Here is a 19,416-nt window from a genome sequence, read left to right as displayed (position 1 = left end):
TCGGGCGGCGCACCGGCGCGCGGCAGGTGTACGACGGGTGTCGCGGGCTACGTTCAGCGGGGTAGGAGTAACCGAAACCGACCCCGAGGAGCCCGCGATGCCCTTCGCCGCCCTGGCCGCCGCGACGACCCCGACCGCCCACTTCGGGCTGGGCCTTGCCGCCGTCGGGAGGCCCGGCTACATCAATCTCCACCGCGACCGCGACCTGGGCGACGACCGGGACGCGGACGCGCTGCGCGCCCGTACGCACGAACTGCTCGACGCGGCCTACGCCCAGGGCGTCCGGTACGTCGACGCGGCCCGCTCCTACGGCCGCGCCGAGGAGTTCCTGGGGGAGTGGCTGGACGCCCGGCCCGCCTTCACCGACCTGGTCGTCGGCAGCAAGTGGGGCTACACCTACACCGCCGACTGGAAGGTCGAGGCAGAGGTCCACGAGGTGAAGGACCACGGCCTGGCGGCCTTCGAGCGCCAGCGCGAGGAGACCCGCGACCTCCTCGGGGACCGGCTCGACCTCTACCAGATCCACTCGCTCACCCCCGACAGCCCGGCGCTCGCCGACAAGGAACTGCACGAACGGCTGGCGGCCCTGTCCGCCGAGGGCGTCGCCGTCGGCTTCTCCACCAGCGGCCCCGCCCAGGCCGACGCGATCCGCGCCGCCCTCGCCGTCACGGTCGACGGCGCGCCCCTCTTCCGTACCGTCCAGGCCACCTACAACGCGCTGGAGACCTCCGCCGGGGCGGCGCTGGCCGAGGCGCACGACGCCGGGCTCACGGTGATCGTCAAGGAGGGCATGGCCAACGGGCGGCTGGCGGGCGGAGAGGCTCCCGCGGTGTTCCGCGAGATCGCCGCCGACGCGGGGGTGGGCGGCGACGCGGTGGCCCTCGCCCTGGTCCTGCACCAGCCGTGGGCAGGCGTGGTGCTCTCCGGCGCGGCCACGGCCACCCAGCTCTCCGGCAACCTCCACGCCGCCGTCGTCGACCTGGGCGAGGAGCAGCGGGCGCGGCTGGACGCGCTGGTGGAGGAGCCGGAGTCGTACTGGCGCCACCGGGCCGCCCTGCCCTGGAGCTGACGGGCGGCTCAGCCACCGCCCACCGCATCCGCCCAACCCCGGATGAGACAGATGTGTCTCATCCGGGTTATAGTCGTCTCATGACTCTCGACCGTGAGCAGGTGCTGCGCAGCGCCGCCGCTCTGCTGACCCACAAATCGACCGCCACCATGGACGAGGTCGCCAAGGCTGCGGGCATCGGCCGCGCCACCCTGCACCGCCACTTCGCCGGCCGCGACGCGCTGGTGAAGGCCCTGGAGGACCTCGGCATCCAGGAGTTCGAGGCGGCGCTGGACGCGGCCCGGCTCGACGAGGGCACCTCCGAGGAGGGGCTGCGCCGGCTCATCGCGGCCGTCGAGCCCAGCGCCGGCCTGCTGTCCTTCCTGGTCACCGAGAACCAGCTCTTCGAGGGCGAGGAGATCAACGAGGGCTGGAACCGGGCCGACGCCCGCGTCTCCGCCTTCTTCCGGCGCGGCCAGGAGCGCGGCGAGTTCCGGATCGACCTGACGCCCGCCTGGCTGACCGAGGCCCTCTACGGGCTCATCGGCACCGGGGCCTGGGCCGTCCAGGTGGGCCGGGTCGCCGCCCAGGACTTCTCGTACATGGTCGTCGAGCTGCTGCTCGGCGGAGCCCGCCGGAGCGTGACCACGTGACCGGCACAGACCTGCGGCCGGACACCGTGGAGGCCGTGCGCCGCCCCGGGCGGTGGATCGCGCTCGCCGTGCTCGTCCTGGCCGTCCTGCTGGTGGCCGTCGACGCCACCGTACTGGGCCTGGCCACCCCGTTCCTCAGTGAGGACCTGGCCCCCACCGGCACCCAGCTCCTGTGGATCGGCGACGTCTACTCCTTCGTCATCGCCGGCATGCTCGTCTCGATGGGCAGCCTCGGCGACCGCATCGGCCGCAAGAAGCTCCTGCTGACCGGCGCCGTGGCGTTCGGCGCCGTCTCGGTGCTCAACGCGTACGCCACCACGCCCGAGATGATGATCGTGGCCCGCGCGCTGCTCGGCGTCGCAGGCGCCACCCTGATGCCCTCCACACTGGCCCTGATCCGCAACCTCTTCCACGACCCGCGCGAGCGCAGTCTCGCCATCGGCATCTGGGGCGCGATGGCCTCGGCGGGCGCGGCCGTCGGACCGGTCGTCGGCGGATTCCTGCTGGAGCACTTCTGGTGGGGCTCGGTCTTCCTCATCAACCTGCCGGTGATGGCCGTGCTCGTCGTCGTCGGCGTCAAGCTGATACCCGAGTCGAAGAACCCCGCGCCCGGCCCGTGGGACCTGCTCAGCGTCGGGCTCTCGCTCGTCGGCATGATCGGCGTCGTCTACGCCGTCAAGGAGACCGCCGCCCACGGCCTCGGACCGGGCGCCGCGGCGGCGGCCGTGGCCGGTGCCGCGGCCCTGGCCTGGTTCGTCCGCCGGCAGCTCCGGCTGCCCGCACCTCTTCTGGACATGCGGCTCTTCCACCACCGGGGCTTCTCCGGCGCGGTCCTCGCCGACCTGCTGACCATCCTCGGCCTGTCCGGCCTGGTCTTCTTCCTCTCCCAGTTCCTGCAACTGGTCCAGGGACGGGGCCCGCTGGAGGCCGGACTCGCCGAACTGCCCGCCGCCATCGGCGCGGTGGCCGCCGGCCTGCTGGCCGGTTTCGCCGCCCGCCGGTTCTCGGTCCGGTCCGTCGTCGCGGGCGGCCTCGCGGCGGTCGGACTGGCCCTGGGCTCCGTGACGCTGCTCGACCAGCACACCGGTTATCCGCTGCTCGGCTCGATGCTGCTGATCGTCGGCGTCGGCGCGGGCTTCTCCTTCACCGTCACCGCCGACGTGATCCTCTCCAGCGTCCCGACGGAGCAGGCCGGCTCCGCTTCCGCCGTCTCCGAGACCGCGTACGAACTCGGCGCGGCCCTCGGCATCGCCCTGCTCGGCTCCATCGTCACCGGCGTCTACCGCGGCTTCCCGACGCCGTCCGGCATCTCCCCGGGCGTCGAGTCGGCCGCGCACGAATCGCTCGGCGGAGCCGTCGAGGCCGCCACGGCGCTGCCCGCCGCCCAGGCGGGGCCCCTGGTCTCCGCGGCCCAGGAGGCGTTCGTCGACGGGATGCGCTCGGCCGCGGGTATCGGCGCGTCGGTCCTCCTGGCAGCGGCCGTCGCCGCCTGGTTCCTGCTGCGCGGGCAGAAGCTGGAGGACGGCGTCGAACACCCGTGACGCGATCCGCGCCCGTACGCGCGGAAGGGCCCGTGCCCCCGGCGTCTGCCGGGGGCACGGGCCCTTCCGCGACGCCGGGTCAGGCGGCCTTGGCCTTGGTGGCGTACATGTCCACGTACTCCTGGCCGGACAGCCGCATCACCTCGGCCATCACCGAGTCGGTCACCGCGCGCAGCACGTACCGGTCGCGGTCCATGCCCTCGTAGCGGGAGAACTCCATCGGCTCGCCGAAGCGGACCGTGACCTTGCCCGGTCGGGGCAGCCCCGCGCCGCCCGGCTGAAGCTTGTCCGTCCCGATCATCGCGAACGGGACCACCGGCGCACCGGTCATCAGCGTCAGCCGTGCGATGCCCGTACGCCCCCGGTAGAGCCGGCCGTCGGGGGAGCGGGTGCCCTCCGGATAGATCGCGAACGCCTGCCCCTCGTCCAGCACCCGGCGGCCGGTCATCAGCGCCGCCACACCGCCCCGGCCGCCGTCCCGGTCCACCGGGATCATGCCGCAGCCGGTGAAGAACCAGGCCATCAGCCGGCCCTTGAGGCCCTTGCCCGTGACGTACTCGTCCTTGCCGATGTAGTACACCGGGCGGTCGCAGCAGATGGGCATGATCATCGAGTCGATGAAGGTCAGATGGTTGCCCGCGAGGATCACCGGACCGGTCCCGGGGATGTTCCGCGCACCCTCCACCTGGGGGCGGAACATCAGACGCAGGATCGGTCCGAGCACTGCCTTGATGACCGTGAGACGGGACAACGGTTCCTCCGGTGTCGTGGCCGGGGCCGGCCGGGGTGGGACGAACGGACGTGAGCGACGCCTGGTGCTACGGGCTGAAGGTCGGTGCAGGTGAGGACGATACTCGCGGGTATGCCCTGATCGCACATCGGGTTCATCAGATGGATACGCGGTGTTGACGTGAGTTTCCGCCATGTTCGCCCCCGGTCCGCCGCTCCGTCGGCCCGCCCGCCTACGATCGGGCCTCGCCCGAGCAGGATCCCGACACACCCACCGAGGAGCGATCATGACGGAGCGCGCAGGCAACAGTCCCGGCCGGCGGGCCCTCCTGGGCGCGGCCGTCCTCTCCACGGCGGCCCTGGGGCTGCCCGGCACGGCGAGGGCCGCCGAACGGGGCGACGGCGGGCCCGGCGGACCTCTGCGCGGCCTGCCGCTCCCGACCGTGATCGGCCACCGGGGAGCCAGTGGCTACCGCCCCGAGCACACCCTGGGCTCCTACCAGCTGGCGCTGGACATGGGCGCGCACATCATCGAGCAGGACCTCGTCCCGACCAAGGACGGCCATCTCGTCTGCCGCCACGAGAACGACATCACCGCCACCACCGACGTCGCCGACCACCCCGAGTTCGCCGACCGCCGGACCACCAAGAAGATCGACGGCCTCTCCCTCACCGGCTGGTTCACCGAGGACTTCACCCTCGCCGAACTCAAGACCCTGCGCACCACCGAGCGCATACCGGGCACCCGCCCGGACAACGCGCTCTACGACGGCCGCTGGACCGTACCCACCTTCGAGGAGGTCCTGCGCTGGGCCGACCGCGAGGGCCGCAGGCGCTCCAAGCCGGTCTGGCTGTACGTGGAGACCAAGCACCCCACCTACTTCCGGGGCCTCGGCCTCGGCCTGGAGGAACCGCTCGCCCGGCTGCTGCGCCGCCACCACCGGCACCGCGCCGACGCGCCGCTCATCCTCCAGTCCTTCGAGCCGGGCTCGATCCAGCGGCTCGCGCGCCTGGTCGCCACCCCCCGCGTCGTCCTGCTGTCCGGACCGAAGGAGCGGCCCTGGGACTTCGTCGAGTCGGGCGACCCGCGCACCGTCGCGGACCTGGTGAAGCCCGCCGGGCTGCGGTGGATCGCCTCGTTCGCCCACGGCATCGGCCCCACGCTGGACCTGGTCATCCCCAAGGACGCCTCGGGCCGGCTCACGCGGCCGACGACGCTGGTGCGGGACGCGCACGACCGGGGCCTGCTCCTCCACCCGTACACGATCCGCAACGAGAACACCTTCCTGCCCGCCGACTTCCGCCGGGGAACGGACCCCAACGCCTACGGCGACGTCTTCGGCGCCTACGCCGCGTACTTCGCCACCGGCATCGACGGAGTCTTCTCCGACCAGCCTGACACCGCCCTGCTGGCCGCCGCCGACCACGCCGGACGCTGATCCGGCGTCCTCGGGGCGGCGGTGGCGGAAGTCGCCCTCCTTTGCGAGGACACAGAGTGATCCCGGGTCGGCGCTGGGGTGGCGTCCCTATTCAGCTCGATGCCCTTCGTGAAGGCCCCGCAGGGCTGGAGCGGGGGCATCGGCACGAGGCGGTCGATGGTCCGGTTCACCGACGCCTCATCACAATCATCCTTGTATTTGAGACATGGCTTGTTTGAGAGCAAGAGGGAAGAAAGTCACTCGGAGTGCCATCGATTTGAGAGTTCGGAACGCCCGTCTGCTCCTCGCGGAGGCGTTCGAATCCTCGGTGGAGACACAGATTGGGATAGCGTTCCAGTGGTATCCGGAATCTTCCGAGAGGGCATCGCGGCAGCAATTTCATCACGCTGAGTAACAATCTCGGTCGCGCAGCCGGTTCAGGCGTAAACACTGATTTTCTGCCACAGTTCTATAGAGTGGTCGAAGTGACCGGCGAGACGCTCCTGGCCCGACTCGCCAGCACTTTTGAAAATATCTTAGTATCGTGAAATCTGCAAATTCCCGGTATCTGGCCAACGCAAGGGCTGTTCTCTCGCGGCTGTAGGCGATACTTGATTGCGCCTTGCGTTATTTCATTGTGGTTATCGTGCGGCCCCGGAGATCGGCATCATCACCGAAGAGAAGATTTCGCAGTGTCAGGTAAACCCGTCCATGGGCCTGAGGCCCCACGTCGTCCCCCTTCTGCCTGCCATTCTGTCCGTGCTTCTCGGTGTATGGGGAATCCGCAGAGGTGAAACCTTATGGCACGATGAGGCCGTGACGCTCGACCTGGCTTCACGCAGTCTGCCGGACTTATGGGAGACGCTGGGCAACATCGATGCTGTGCACGGGGCTTATTACCTCATGATGCACGGAATGTTCAGTCTTTTCGGCGCCGATCTGTTGGTGCTGCGTCTTCCCTCTGTCTTCGCCACCGCCGTGGCAGCGGCAGGAGTGGCGGCGCTCGGGGCGCGGCTGTCGGGGCCCCGCGCCGGACTCCTGGCGGGTCTGGCGTTCGCCGTTCTGCCGGACGTTCAGAAGTATTCGCAGGAAGGGCGATCGTACGCTCTGGTCTGCGCGCTCGTGGTCTGGGCCACCTATGTTCTCGTCGCGACGATCCGCCGGTACCAAGGCGCGGGATGGTCCGGTCACGGCGGTGCCGCGGGAATGTGGATCGGGTACGGCCTTCTGATGCTGGTGGCTTGCCTGCTGGCCCGAGTTCGCGATGCTGGCCCTGGTGGCACATGCCTTCGCCCTGCCGGCGGGAGCCAGGCGTCCGTGGTTCTGCACCACACTTGCCGTTGGGGCGGGCCTGGCGCCACTTGCGGTTCTGGGTATGAGGCAATCGGGGCAGGTCGCCTGGATCGACGATGTCAGCAGTGGTGAATACCGGAGCTTCGCGTTCCTGGCCGCGTCCGTGCTGGTGTTGTCGTTATGTGTGGCACGCGCCGACAAAGCGTCTCCGGGAGCATGTGTCAATCTGTCGGCGGTCGCCCTGCCGCTGGCCATCGTTCCCACTGCCCTGCTCATGCTCCTGTCGCTCAACAAGCCGCTCTACTTGGAGCGCTACGTGCTCTACAGCCTGATCGGTCTCGCCCTCCTGCTCGGAGCCGCGCTGGATCGGGCAGTCCGGCACGGCCGGCTCCTGCGCGTCACCGCCGTTACCGCGGTCCTTGCGACGGTCGCACTGCTGGTGCCGGAATCCGTCAGGCTGCGTACCTCGGAAAGCCGATCGGACAATGTCACTGCTCTGGCCGAAGTCCTGCGCGAGCAGGCCACTCCCGGCGATGGGGTGCTCTATCTGTCGGTGAAGCGCCGGGCGTGGACGCTCGCCTATCCGCCGAGCGGTACGCAGCTGTCCGACCTCGCGCAGGCACTGACCCCCGTGGCCTCCCGCAGCCTTTACGGCACCGAACTACCCGCCCGCCAGATCCGCGCGCACATGCTCGCCAGTCCACGGATTCTCGTCGTCACCGAGCCCCCGGGCAGCCCGGTCGCGAGCACCGGGACGGACCTGATGAAGCGGAGGACACTGGCAGCGTATTTCGACCGGTGCCGCACCATACAGGTCGACGGCGCGCAGATCATGATCTACGAGGCCTCCGCACACTGCTGAACCAGCGAACTGGTGCCGCGTCAAGAGTCCTGGACCAGTGAGGCTCCGCGTAGGCGCCCGCCCCGTGGAGGCGCGTCGCCGGATCGACCACGGCAACCCGCCCGCACCCCGCGTCAGCCGCGGGGCCGGGCGTGCCCCGGTCGGGTGGCGCGCCGCGCGCCGGGCAACCGGGTGCCGCCACCGGCACGTCCGCCGGTACATGACGCCTTCGCACCCCGCACCGGCCGCCTCCCGCGCGGCTGCCACCGCCACCGCCACCGCCCTCGCCGTCCGCACCCTGCGCCCCCTGGTCCGCGCGGAGGCGAGCGCCGAGGCGCCCGCCGCCGGACTCGACCCCGCCGACCTCGAACAGAGCGTGTGGCTGCGGCTGCTGGAACGCCCCGAGACCGTCGGACCGCCCCGCGACCCGGCCCGCTGGGTGCGCGACGCCGTACGCGCCGAGGCCCGCCGGGGACGCCGCCGGGCGCGGCGGGAGCGTCCGTATCCCGCGGCCGAACCCGCCGCGGGACCGGCCGGCTGCCCGGAACGCGCCGCGCTAGGGGCCGCCGAACGCCGGGCGCTGCGGGCGGCGGTGGCGCGGCTGCCCGGACGCTGTCCGCGCTTACTGGAGGCGATGCTCGCGCCCGCGGACCCGACCTACCGAGAAATCGCAGGGGAGTTGGGTATGTCACAGGGGAGTTTAGGGCCGATCCGTTCCCGTTGCCTTGGATGTCTGCGCAGAATGCTGGCGGCGGAGGTTGTCGCTCCTGAACTGCGGGGAAGAGCGCGGTAGACAACCGGCGGACAGGTGAGCGGGAGGCGTGCACACATGGGCATGAGCGTGATCATCTCGGCGGCGACGGCGCAGGACGTCGAGCAGATCTTCAGACTCCAGTACCTCTGCTTCCAGCGCGAGGCGGAGCTGTACGACAACTACCGGATCGACCCGCTCGTGCAGAGTCTCGACGCGGTGCGCGCCGAAGTCGCCGACGACCTGGTGTTCGTGGCCAGGCTCGGTGAGGAAGTGGTCGGATCGGTACGCGGGTTCACCGAACCCGACGGCACGGGCCTGATCGGTAAGCTCTGCGTGCACCCCCGGCTCCAGGGCCACGGCCTCGGCACCCGGCTGCTGCGCGCCGCCGAGCGGGCCCTGGCCGGCGACCGCGCGGCCACCCGTTTCCGGCTGCACACCGGCCACCGCAGCGACAGTGCCCTGCGTCTCTACCGGCGGGCGGGCTACAGCCGCGTCGGGGCCCTCACCGGGGCGGACGGCGTCCAGATGATCATGCTGGAGAAGGACGCCGGGACGCAGGAGTACGTGGCCAGCGCCTGACTCCGGCCGGGGCCAACCACGCGGGTCGCGCGCGGAGCGGCGCTCAGGCGGTCCGCGCGCGGCGCAGCCAGATCATCCCGGTGACCGGCAGGATCACCGGGATGAACAGGTAGCCCATCCCGAAGTCCGACCAGACGGTGGCGTCCGGGAACGCCGAGGGCTCGGCCAGCGTCCACGCGCCGACCACCAGGACGCCGACGAGCTCGGCGGCACAGCACACCAGGGCCGCCCGGCGGGCCTTCTCACCGCCGCGCACCAGCGAGTACGTGATGAAGCCGTAGACGACGGCCGCGAGCGCCGAGAGCGCATAGGCCAGTGGAGCCCGGTCGAAGTCGATGATCATCTGGACGATCGAGCGCGAGGCCGCCGCGACCGTGAACACCCCGTAGAACCAGACCAGGACCCGGCCCGGACCGGTGCCCAGCTCGAACGCGGGCTTCGCGCCTGCCGGCAGCGGCCGGCCCGCGGGCGCGGCCGGGTCGGCGGGGACCTGGGCGGTCCCGGGGCGGTCGGTGTCACTCACGTCAGTTACCCCAGATGTCGTAGAGCCGGACTTCGAGCACCGCCAGCACGACCGCTCCCGCCGCCACCGTCACCGAGCCCCAGCGGGTCCGCTCGGTCAACGACAGGAAGGCCGCCGCCGGCACGGCCGCGAACGACCCGATCAGATACGCGATGAACACCGTCATGCCCTGCTCCGGCCGCTCCCCGCGCGCCAGCTGCACGACGCCGACCACCAGCTGGGCCAGAGCCAGTACGGTGACGACGGCCATGCCGATGAAGTGCCAGTCCTTCGTCGGCTGATCCCGGTAGGCGGCGTGACCGCACCAGGCGGCGAGGGCGAGCGCGGTCACGGCGACCGCGACCGTCAGGGCGTCGAGCATGCAGCGAGGGTATTACGGGCGCACCGGCCGCCCGCGTGCGGCCCCGTCCCGCGCCCGCCGGAGGCCGCCCGGCGGCGGCAACCGTGGCCTTGACCACAGCGGCCCGCCCCGCCGGCCCGCCCCGGCGGCGGCCCTCACTCCGTACCCCGCCCTCCCGCCTCGCCATCGCCGCAGGTCACAGCGGTGCGCGCGCCGAACCCGCCGGCTGCCGCACGCACGCGCGGCGACCATCCAGCGCTGTCCGCTATGCGGACAGCCAGGTTCGCGGGGGCGTTACGTCTGTTTTACTGGGGCCCATGACCACGACGAGCAGCCGCACCCTTGCGACCGAGGCGATCAGCACGCCCGGTGCTCGTTGTATGTGTCGAATGCGCGCCATCTGAGGGCCCCCGCCTGATCCTCGCGCCCCGAAGCGAGAACCGGCCTGTGCCGTTCGCACCCAAGGGAACGAGCCCGCCCGAGCATGCGCCGGAAGCCGGCGGAACCCCGCCCCCAGCCATGCCGAGACCCACCGGCCCACCAGCCCGAACAGTCTCTTCAGACGAATGCCCCGTGCCCGGCGGACACCGCGCCGCGCACTCGACAGTGACGGAAACCCTGTGATCACCACTACGGGCCTCACCAAGGTCTACCAGGCGCGCGACCGCGAGGTCACCGCGCTCGACGGCGTCGACCTCCACGTCCGCGAAGGCGAGGTGTACGGCGTCATCGGACAGAGCGGCGCCGGGAAGTCCTCCCTGATCCGCTGCGTCAACCTGCTGGAGCGCCCCACCTCCGGCACCGTGACCGTCGCCGGCCAGGACCTCACCGCCCTCGCCGGCCGGGGCCGGCGGGCGAGCCGCGAACTGCGCGCGGCCCGCACCCGCATCGGCATGGTCTTCCAGCACTTCAACCTGCTGGACTCGCGGACCGTCCTGGACAACGTCGAACTGCCGCTGGAGATCCTCGGCGTCTCCGGCCAGGAGCGCACCCGCAAGGCCCGCGAACTCCTCGACCTGGTCGGCCTCGCCGACAAGGCCCGGTCCTACCCCGGCCAGCTGTCCGGCGGGCAGAAGCAGCGCGTGGGCATCGCCCGCGCCCTGGCCGGCGACCCCAAGGTGCTGCTCTCGGACGAGGCGACCTCCGCCCTCGACCCGGAGACCACCCGCTCCATCCTCCAGCTCCTGCGCGACCTCAACCAGCAGCTCGGCCTCACCGTGCTGCTGATCACGCACGAGATGGACGTCGTCAAGACCGTCTGCGACTCCGCCGCGCTCATGCGGCGCGGCCGGATCGTCGAGTCCGGGACCGTCGGCGAACTCCTCGCCACCCCCGGCTCCGAACTGGCCCACGAGCTGTTCCCGGTCGGCGGCACGGCCTCCGGACCGGACCGCACGGTGATCGACGTCACCTTCCACGGCGAGACGGCCTCCCAGCCGGTCATCTCCCAGCTCTCCCGCACGTACGACATCGACATCTCGATCCTGGGCGCCGCCATGGACACCGTCGGCGGCAAGCAGATCGGCCGCATGCGCATCGAGCTGCCCGGCCGCTTCGAGGAGAACGTCGTCCCGATCGGCTTCCTGCGCGAGCAGGGCCTTCAGGCCGAGGTCGTCCCCGCCGCGTCCGCCGGCACCGCGTCCGCCGGCACCGCGTCCGCCGGCACCGCGCCCGTCGTCCCCGAACAGGCGTCCGCCCCGCTCACCGAGGAGGTCGCCAAGTGACCTGGTCCGAAATGCAGCCGCTGCTGACCCAGGGCACCGTCGACACGCTCTACATGGTGCTCTGGTCGGCGCTCGTCACCGTTGTCGTCGGCCTCCCGCTCGGCGTCCTGCTGGTCCTCACCGACAAGGGCGGACTCCTGCGGAACACCGCGGTGAACAAGGTCATCGGCGTGATCGTGAACATCGGCCGCTCGCTGCCGTTCATCATCCTGCTGATCGCCCTGATCCCCTTCACCACCTGGATCGTCGGCACCTTCATCGGCCCCACCGCGATGATCGTCCCGCTCGCCGTCGGCGCGATCCCCTTCTTCGCCCGGCTCGTCGAGACGTCGATCCGCGAGGTCGACCACGGGCTCGTCGAGGCGGTCCAGTCGATGGGCGGTTCCATCCCCACCATCGTCCGCAAGGTGCTCCTGCCGCAGGCCCTGCCTTCCCTGGTCTCCGGCGTCACCACCACCCTCATCGTGCTCATCGGCTACTCCGCGATGGCCGGCGCGGTCGGCGGCGAAGGCCTGGGATCCAAGGCCGTCACCTACGGATTCCAGCGCTTCGACAACCAGTTCATGCTGATCACCGTCGCGCTGCTGATCGTCATCGTCACCGTGATCCAGGTCATCGGGGACCTCGCGGTCCGGCTGCTGGCCCGCCGGGGCCGCGCCACCACCTGACTCCACCTCCCAGGGACTCTTCGTCCCACCGAGCCCGGACTCCATGCCCGGGCGCACCACCATCACCACCGGAAAGAGGCACTCCTCGTGCGTAGGAACACCAAGATCACCGCAGCCGCCGCCGCGTCCGCCGCCCTCGCGCTCGGACTCACCGCCTGCGGTACGGACTCCGACCCGGCGTCCAAGAGCGGGACCGGCGCGAACGCCGACACCTCCAAGGCCCTCGTCGTCGCCGCGTCTCCGACGCCGCACGCCGACATCCTCAACTTCGTCAAGGACAACCTGGCGGACAAGGAGGGCCTGAAGCTGGAGGTCAAGGAGTTCACGGACTACGTCCTGCCGAACACCGCCACCCAGAACGGCCAGGTCGACGCCAACTTCTTCCAGCACAAGCCCTACCTGGACGACTTCAACAAGAAGCAGAAGACCACCATCGTCCCGGTCGTCAACGTGCACCTGGAGCCGCTGGGGCTCTACTCCAAGACGGTCAAGGACCTCAAGGACATCAAGTCCGGCCAGACGATAGCCGTCCCCAACGACACCACCAACGAGGGCCGCGCGCTCCAGCTGCTCGCCGAGAACGGTCTGATCACCCTCAAGGACGGCGTCGGCACCAACGCCAAGCTGAGCGACATCACCGACGACAAGGGCCTGGAGTTCAAGGAGCTGGAGGCCGCCACCGTGCCCCGCGCCCTGAACGACGTGGACGCCGCCGTCATCAACGGCAACTACGCCATCGAGGCCGACCTCAAGCCCGGCCAGGACTCCCTCGCGCTGGAGAAGGCCGAGGGCAACCCCTACGCCAACTTCCTCGCGGTGAAGGACGGCAACGAGAAGGACCCGCGCGTCGAGAAGCTGGCCAAGCTCCTCAACTCCGACGAGGTCAAGAAGTTCATCGAGGACACCTACCAGGGCTCGATCGTCCCGGCCTTCGGCGCCCCCGCCAAGTCCTGACACCCGCCCGGCACTTGCCCGCGGAGCCCCGCACCTCCCCTCCGGGAGTGCGGGGCTCCGTCGTGCGGACCCGCCCGCCCACCGCGCGGACCCCATGCTGCATGCTGTGCTTTTAACCGGTCTTCGGCATGGAGCTGCGCATGACTACCACCTTTCCGTCCATCTCCATCAGCACGGACAGGTTGGTGATGCGCCCCTTCGACATGGCCGACGTCCCCGCGTACATCGAGATGATGAACGACGAACTCGTCACCGCCTGGGCCGACGGACCGCATCCGTACACACAGGTGGACGCCGAGCGCTGGGTCCGCAGGATCGCCCCTGGGGAACGCACCTCGGGCCACGGCATCGTCCTCGCCGTCACCGAGTTCCTCACCCAGCGGCTCGTCGGCACCGTACGCCTCCTCAACACCGACTGGCGCACCCTGGCCACCGAGGTCCGCTACATCACCGCTCCGTGGGCGCGCGGCGAGGGGTACGCCGCCGAATGCGTGCTGGCCGTGGCGGAGTGGCTCTTCCGCGACCAGGGCTTCGAACGCGTCGAGCTGCGCACTCCGGCCGACAACACCGCCGCCCAGCAGGTGGCCCAGAAGCTCGGCTGCATCAGCGAGGGCGTCCTGCGCAACGCCCGGATCGCCCGGACGCAGACCGAGGACGGCGGCTGGACCGACATCCGCACCGACCTGATCGTCTGGGGCCTCCTTCCCGAGGACCTGGAAGGCGTGGCCGAGCAGCTGGCCGACGCCGGCGGCTACAGCACGTACGACGACTGGAACTGACACCCCACGGCCGCCCGACGGCCCTCGGTCCGGACCGGGTACTCTCACCCCTGCCCGGCACCGCACGGGCAGCCCCGCCCCGCGACAGGTCAGGAGACAGACGACGATGGCCGACCGGGTCACGGTGATCGGCTGGGACGGCTCGCCACTGACCAGAGCGGCCACGGCCGCGCTCTCGGCCGCGACACTCGTCGCGGGCGCCGCCCACCACCTCGCCCTGCCCGAAGTGCCCGGCGACGCCGAACGCATCCGCCTCGGCAGCGTCGACCTCGCCGCCCGCCGGATCGCCGCACACCGCGGCAGCGCGGTCGTCCTCGCCGACGGCGACCCCGGCTTCTTCGGCGTCGTGCGCACCCTGCGCGCCCCCGAGCACGGCCTCGAAGTGGAGGTCGTCCCCGGCGTCTCCTCCGTCGCCACCGCCTTCGCCCGAGCCGGCATGCCCTGGGACGACGCCCAGATCGTCGTCGCCCACCCGCGCACCCTGCGCCGCGCGGTCAACGTCTGCCGGGCCCACCACAAGGTCGCCGTCCTCACCTCGCCGGGCGCCGGCCCCGCCGAACTGGCGCTGCTGCTCGACGGGGTCCACCGCACCTTCGTCATCTGCGAGGAGCTGGGCACCGCCCGCGAACGCGTCACCGTCCTCACCTCCGACAAGGCCGCCGACCACGTCTGGCGCGACCCGAACGTCGTCATCGTCATCGGCGGCGGCCCGGAGACCACCGCCACCGGCGCGTGGATCGCCGGCCGCCACCCCGCCTACCCGCGCGGCATGCGGGGCTGGGCGCTGCCCGCCGACGCCTACCGCGCGGCGGGCGCGGGCCGGATGCCCGAGAGCGGCGAGGGCGAGTCCCCTACCCTGCGCGCCGCCCAGCTGGCCCGCCTGGGCCCGCGCACCGGCGACCTGGTCTGGGACATCGGCTCCGGCAGCGGCGCGCTCGCCGTGGAGGCGGCCCGCTTCGGCGCGGCGGTCCTCGCCGTGGACGCCGACCCGGCCGCCTGCACCCGCACCGAGGCCGCCGCCCGCGCCTTCGGCGTACCCGTCCAGGTCGTCTGCGGCCGGGCCCCGCACATCCTGGAGACCCTTCCGGAACCCGACGTCGTACGGATCGGCGGCGGCGGCGTGCCCGTCGCCACCGCCGTCGCCGACCGGCGTCCGGAACGCATCGTCACGCACGCCTCCACGCGCGACGAGGCCGAGGCGCTCGGCGCGGCCCTCACCGGCACCGGCTACACCGTCGCCTGCTCGCTGCTCCAGTCCGTCGACCTGGACACCGGCTCGTGGGAGGAGCGCGAACGCTCCGTCGTCTTCCTGCTCTCCGCGCTGCGCTCCGACCTCGCCCCCTGACCGTTCGGGACGGTACGGGAGGTAGGCTGGCCGATTGTTGTACCGCGCCCGGCCGTTCGTCGTTTCGTTCGTCAATGTCCGGAAAAGTGGACTGTTTTGGTCCGCGCTGTGGTACGGCACAATCCGGGGGGACGCGCGACGTGGCGCAGTCCACAGCGCACCGCGGCGGAACCGACCGCCGGGGTGGCTAACGGCCGCGAGAATGGAACAGGTCCGCGGGCGTTTCGTGCCGCGCGGCGAGGCCGCTCGTTCTTGATGACGAGCACCGGTGTGCCGTGGTTCGGCGTCCCGGGCGAAGGGCCGAAGGAGCACTGACGATGGGCGAGGGGTACGCATGACTGACACCGGCCAGGTCCCGGGCGAGGGACTGCCGGAGAACGCAGGCATGGTGGAGCAGCCGGGCGTCCCCGCCCCGGAAGCGCGCACCTTCCTCAACCCCTCCGAGCACACCGGGCACACCGCCGAGGACGACGACCTCCTGCTGATGCCGACGTCCCAGGGCGCCTGGAGCGACCCGCAGTCCGCACAGGCGCCCGGGCAGAGCCGGCCGGCCCCGGCGGCCGTGCCGCAGCAGCAGCAGCCGACCCGCGCCCCGGCCGCGCAGGCGGTTCCCGAGCAGGCCGCCCACGCCCACCAGGCGCACCAGCCCCGGGTCGCCGAGCAGGTCCAGGGGCCGCAGGGCCCCGTGGAGACCCACGGCACCCACGAGTCCGGAGGCCGCGACTCGGGCTCCGTCGACCTCAGCGGCGTACGCATCCCGGCCCCCGCACCCGCTCCCGTCGGTACGCCCGCGCAGACCCAGCCCCCGGCCCGACGCCCGCTGCACCGCGGCCCGGTGGCCAACGAGGGCCCGTCGTACGGCGGTTCGCCCGGCGGGGTGGTCCGCTCGCTGGCCGACCGAGGTCCGGCGGCGGCCCCGACCCGCGCCGCGAGCCCGCCCGCGACCGGTCCCGAATACCTCGACGCCTCGATCGCTCCGGCCGCTCCGGCCGAGGTGACGCACCCTTCAGAGGCGCCCCCGACAGGCGAGATGTCGCCGCAGGGCGGCGTCCCGTGGGACGCGCAGCCGCCGCAGGAGCAGCCGGTGACGGCCGTGCCCGAGCAGGCCGCCGCACCGACCGAGGCGCTGCCTGTCGACGAGCCCCAGCAGGTCGACCAGGTCGAGCCGAGTGCTCCGGAGGAGTCGCAGTCGACGGCCCCCTCGGAGCAGCCCGAGCAGCTCCTCCAGCAGGAGCAGGCCCGGGAGTCTGACGCGGTGCAGGCTCCGGTTCCGGTTCCGGCAGAAACGGTCGTTCCCGCGGAGCCTGCCGCCCCCCCCGAGGAGCCCGCCGCCCCGGAAGCAGCCGCCGAGCCGCACGGGGCCGCCCTGCCCGGCCGGCCCGCCGCGCCGGGTGAAGGGACCGTGCCGGAGCAGCCCGCCGATCCCGTGCCGCCGACCGTCGTGGACGCTGCCGTGCCGCCGGTCGAGCCGGTAGCACCGGTCGCCGTCGTCGTGCCGGACGCACCGCGGCCCGAGGCATCGGTGCGGGAAACCGCCCAGGCCCCGCCCGCCGTGCCCGTCGCACTCGTCGAGGAGGCCCCGGCGGCCCGGCCGCCCGCCGAAGCGCCGGCCGAGACGCCCGCCGAGGCTCCGGAAAAGGCTCCCGAGGCCGCCTCCGAGTCCGCTCCCGAGGCAGCCTCCGAGACGTCTGCCGACGCCGTGGCGCAGCCCGCCCCCGTGGAGGCCCCGGTCCCGGAGGCGACGGCCGCTCCGCAGACCGACGCACCCGCGCAGCCGGCCGCCGCCACCGAGCCGGCCACGGCGCCCGCGCCCGAGCAGCCCGCCGAGTCCGTGCCGCCCGCGCAGCCCGCGCAGCCCGTGCCGCCCGCGCAGCCCGTGCCGCAGGCGGCAGCCCCGCTGCCCGCTGAGGCGGTCGCGGACCCCGGCCCGGCCCCGGCGACCGCCGAGACCGTCGCGGAGGCAGCCCCGGCCCCGGTCGCCGCCGAGAGCCCGCAAGCGGTGCCGACGCCCGAAGACGCCCAGCCCGAGGCCGTCGTCGCCGAGGCCGGTCCCGTCGCGGACCCCGTGCCCGCAGCGGTCACCGAGCCCGCCGAGGCAGCGCCCGCGCCCGCCGAAGCATCCGCGCCCGCCTCCGCCCCCGTACCGGCGGAGACCGGAGCCGTCAGCGCGCCCGAGCCGGCCTCCCAGCAGCTCCCGGACACCGCGCCCGCGGCGGAAGCGGAGCCGGAGGACGGCACCGGCCCCGAGGTCATGGAGACCCCCGAAGCCATCGAGACCTCCGAAGCCGAAGGGACCTCCGAAGCCGAGGAGACCCCCGAGGCCGAGGCCGAGCAGCGGCCCGCCGCCCCGGAGGGGCCCGCCGCCGAGCCGGCCCCGGCCGAGGCGCCGTCCCCGCAGGCGGCGGCGGCCAACCCGCCCGCCGCCGGTTACGACGACGCCGAGCGCGAGGCCGTGCTGAAGGTCATGCGCGAGCGGCGGGACATCCGCAACGGCTTCCGCAGCGACCCGATTCCGCACGAGGTCCTGCTCAGGGTGCTGGAGGCCGCGCACACCGCGCCGAGCGTCGGCCACTCCCAGCCCTGGGACTTCGTCGTCATCCGCTCGGCCGAGACCCGCCGCTCCATGCACGAGCTGGCCCAGATGCAGCGCGACGCGTACGCCAAGTCGCTTCCCAAGGGCCGGGCCAAGCAGTTCAAGGAACTGAAGATCGAGGCCATCCTCGACACCCCGGTCAACATCGTCGTGACCGCCGACCCGACGCGCGGCGGCCGGCACACCCTCGGCCGCCACACGCAGCCGCAGATGGCCCCGTACTCCTCGGCCCTCGCCGTCGAGAACCTCTGGCTCGCCGCCCGCGCGGAGGGGCTCGGCGTCGGCTGGGTCAGCTTCTTCGACGAGCGCGAGATGGTGCGCGCGCTCGGCCTGCCCGAACACCTCGAAGTCGTGGCGTACCTCTGCGTCGGTTACGTCGACGAGTTCCCCGAGGAGCCCGAGCTGGTGCAGGCGGGCTGGTCCAAGCGCCGCCCGCTGTCCTGGGTCGTGCACGAGGAGACGTACGGCCGCCGCGCGCTGCCGGGAGCGGAGCCGCACGACCTGCTCCAGGACACCATCGCCACCATCCGTCCGCTCGACGCGAAGGCACTCGGCGAGGCGTGGGAGCGCCAGAAGCGGATGACCAAGCCCGCCGGGGCCCTCGGCATGCTGGAGATCATCTCGGCGCAGTTGTCGGGCCTCTCCCGGATGTGCCCGCCGCCGATCCCGGAGCCCGCGGCCGTCGCGATCTTCGCCGGCGACCACGGGGTGCACGCCCAGGGCGTCACGGCGTGGCCGCAGGAGGTCACCGCCCAGATGGTGGCGAACTTCCTCGGCGGCGGGGCCGTCTGCAACGCCTTCGCCGCCCAGGTCGGGGCCGAGGTCTGCGTGGTCGACGTCGGCGTCGCCACGGAACTCCCCGCCACCCCGGGGCTGCTGCCCCGCAAGGTCCGCGCCGGGACGGCGGACTTCACCACCGGGCCGGCGCTCAGCCGCGAGGAGGTCCTCGCCGCGATCGAGGTCGGCATCGAGACCGCCCGCGACCTGGTGGCGGCGGGCAACAAGGCCCTGCTCACCGGCGAGATGGGCATCGCCAACACCACCGCGTCGGCCGCGCTGATCAGCGTGTACACCGGAATCGACGCCTCCGAGGTGACCGGCCGGGGGACCGGGATCAACGACGAGATGCACGCCCGCAAGGTCGACGTCGTACGCCGGGCGCTGGATCTGCACCAGCCGGACGCGGACGACCCGATCGGGGTGCTCGCGGCGGTCGGCGGTCTGGAGCACGCCGCGATGGCGGGCTTCCTGCTCGGCGGCGCCTCCCTGCGCACGCCGGTGATCCTGGACGGTGTGAGCGCGGGCGCGGCGGCCCTGGTGGCGAGGGCCATCGCCCCCGAGGCGCTGGCAGCCTGCATCGCCGGGCACCGCAGCGCCGAACCCGGGCACGTCGCCGCACTGAACAAGCTGGGCCTGCGCCCGCTGGTCGACCTCGACCTGCGCCTGGGCGAGGGCACGGGCGCGCTGCTGGCGCTCCCGATCGTGCAGAGCGCGGCCCGCGCCATGCACGAGGTGGCGACGTTCGACTCGGCGGGCGTGACGGAGAAGTAGTCCGGGAAGGGGCGGGGGCGGGAGCCGCCGGGGGCGACCCACCGCCCCCGCCCGTGCCGCGGGCACCCCGTATCGTGGTTCCC

17 protein-coding genes are annotated in these 19,416 nt (G+C 72.4%); 14 read left to right on the top strand and 3 right to left on the bottom strand.

All coding sequences use genetic code 11. From position 1 onward, the window contains the following. The first annotated feature begins 97 nt into the window (after positions 1 to 97). From EES43_RS04090 to EES43_RS04080, 3 genes are all read left to right on the top strand, one after another. Positions 98 to 1,069, top strand: a complete 972-nt coding sequence (locus tag EES43_RS04090) for an aldo/keto reductase (protein WP_124267401.1) — start codon at positions 98 to 100, stop codon at positions 1,067 to 1,069. An 80-nt stretch (positions 1,070 to 1,149) separates the two neighbouring features. Continuing rightward, positions 1,150 to 1,701 (top strand): TetR/AcrR family transcriptional regulator, encoded by a 552-nt coding sequence (locus tag EES43_RS04085; protein WP_124267400.1) that lies wholly within the window; start codon positions 1,150 to 1,152, stop codon positions 1,699 to 1,701. Further along, on the top strand, positions 1,698 to 3,242 hold the full coding sequence (locus tag EES43_RS04080; RefSeq protein ID WP_124267399.1) for an MFS transporter: 1,545 nt from the start codon (positions 1,698 to 1,700) through the stop codon (positions 3,240 to 3,242). The genes EES43_RS04085 and EES43_RS04080 overlap by 4 nt, the downstream gene beginning before the upstream one ends. 79 nt (positions 3,243 to 3,321) lie before the next feature. On the opposite strand, the gene EES43_RS04075 is transcribed toward EES43_RS04080, so the two are convergent. Further along, the gene (locus EES43_RS04075) at positions 3,322 to 3,993 is read right to left on the bottom strand and encodes a lysophospholipid acyltransferase family protein (RefSeq protein ID WP_124267398.1); all 672 of its coding nucleotides are present in this window, start codon (positions 3,991 to 3,993) and stop codon (positions 3,322 to 3,324) included. Positions 3,994 to 4,258: 265 nt separating this feature from the next. Here EES43_RS04075 and EES43_RS04070 point away from each other — a divergent pair, with 265 nt between their 5' ends. From EES43_RS04070 to EES43_RS04050, 5 genes are all read left to right on the top strand, one after another. Then, entirely contained in the window at positions 4,259 to 5,410 is a 1,152-nt protein-coding gene (locus EES43_RS04070) for a glycerophosphodiester phosphodiesterase (protein WP_124267397.1), read from the top strand. A gap of 795 nt (positions 5,411 to 6,205) precedes the next feature. Beyond that, positions 6,206 to 6,814 (top strand): glycosyltransferase family 39 protein, encoded by a 609-nt coding sequence (locus EES43_RS04065; RefSeq protein WP_241192324.1) that lies wholly within the window; start codon positions 6,206 to 6,208, stop codon positions 6,812 to 6,814. Then, positions 6,765 to 7,544: a hypothetical protein gene (locus EES43_RS04060; protein WP_124267396.1), complete on the top strand. Its 780-nt coding sequence runs from the start codon at positions 6,765 to 6,767 to the stop codon at positions 7,542 to 7,544. Before EES43_RS04065 ends, EES43_RS04060 begins: the two co-directional genes overlap by 50 nt. 199 nt (positions 7,545 to 7,743) lie before the next feature. Further along, positions 7,744 to 8,316 (top strand): sigma-70 family RNA polymerase sigma factor, encoded by a 573-nt coding sequence (locus EES43_RS04055; protein WP_124267395.1) that lies wholly within the window; start codon positions 7,744 to 7,746, stop codon positions 8,314 to 8,316. Positions 8,317 to 8,352: 36 nt separating this feature from the next. After that, positions 8,353 to 8,856, top strand: a complete 504-nt coding sequence (locus tag EES43_RS04050; protein ID WP_124267394.1) for a GNAT family N-acetyltransferase — start codon at positions 8,353 to 8,355, stop codon at positions 8,854 to 8,856. A 43-nt stretch (positions 8,857 to 8,899) separates the two neighbouring features. Here the strand turns inward: EES43_RS04050 and EES43_RS04045 are convergent, their stop codons facing one another. Next, complete coding sequence (locus EES43_RS04045; protein WP_124271777.1) at positions 8,900 to 9,310, bottom strand: hypothetical protein; 411 nt, start codon at positions 9,308 to 9,310, stop codon at positions 8,900 to 8,902. Between the two features lie 70 nt (positions 9,311 to 9,380). Beyond that, positions 9,381 to 9,740 (bottom strand): hypothetical protein, encoded by a 360-nt coding sequence (locus EES43_RS04040; RefSeq protein WP_124267393.1) that lies wholly within the window; start codon positions 9,738 to 9,740, stop codon positions 9,381 to 9,383. Between the two features lie 599 nt (positions 9,741 to 10,339). Between EES43_RS04040 and EES43_RS04035 the strand changes: the two genes are divergently transcribed. The 6 genes from EES43_RS04035 to cobT all read left to right on the top strand — a co-directional run bounded on the left by EES43_RS04035 (position 10,340) and on the right by cobT (position 19,333). Continuing rightward, the gene (locus tag EES43_RS04035; RefSeq protein WP_124267392.1) at positions 10,340 to 11,443 is read left to right on the top strand and encodes a methionine ABC transporter ATP-binding protein; all 1,104 of its coding nucleotides are present in this window, start codon (positions 10,340 to 10,342) and stop codon (positions 11,441 to 11,443) included. Next, positions 11,440 to 12,111, top strand: a complete 672-nt coding sequence (locus EES43_RS04030) for a methionine ABC transporter permease (RefSeq protein ID WP_124267391.1) — start codon at positions 11,440 to 11,442, stop codon at positions 12,109 to 12,111. The genes EES43_RS04035 and EES43_RS04030 overlap by 4 nt, the downstream gene beginning before the upstream one ends. An 87-nt stretch (positions 12,112 to 12,198) precedes the next feature. Further along, a complete protein-coding gene (locus EES43_RS04025; RefSeq protein WP_124267390.1) occupies positions 12,199 to 13,065 on the top strand; it encodes a MetQ/NlpA family ABC transporter substrate-binding protein in 867 nt (288 codons plus the stop codon). Between the two features lie 128 nt (positions 13,066 to 13,193). Continuing rightward, positions 13,194 to 13,844 (top strand): GNAT family N-acetyltransferase, encoded by a 651-nt coding sequence (locus EES43_RS04020; RefSeq protein WP_346774271.1) that lies wholly within the window; start codon positions 13,194 to 13,196, stop codon positions 13,842 to 13,844. Between the two features lie 106 nt (positions 13,845 to 13,950). Further along, positions 13,951 to 15,189, top strand: a complete 1,239-nt coding sequence (gene cbiE / locus EES43_RS04015) for a precorrin-6y C5,15-methyltransferase (decarboxylating) subunit CbiE (RefSeq protein WP_124267388.1) — start codon at positions 13,951 to 13,953, stop codon at positions 15,187 to 15,189. Between the two features lie 334 nt (positions 15,190 to 15,523). Beyond that, on the top strand, positions 15,524 to 19,333 hold the full coding sequence (gene cobT / locus EES43_RS04010; RefSeq protein WP_124267387.1) for a nicotinate-nucleotide--dimethylbenzimidazole phosphoribosyltransferase: 3,810 nt from the start codon (positions 15,524 to 15,526) through the stop codon (positions 19,331 to 19,333). Positions 19,334 to 19,416 lie beyond the last annotated feature (83 nt).

This window comes from Streptomyces sp. ADI96-02 (genome assembly GCF_003846185.1).
GTDB lineage: Bacteria > Actinomycetota > Actinomycetes > Streptomycetales > Streptomycetaceae > Streptomyces.
Note: the sequence above shows the minus strand (reverse complement) of the source record. Positions and strands in the feature narration are given on the sequence as shown.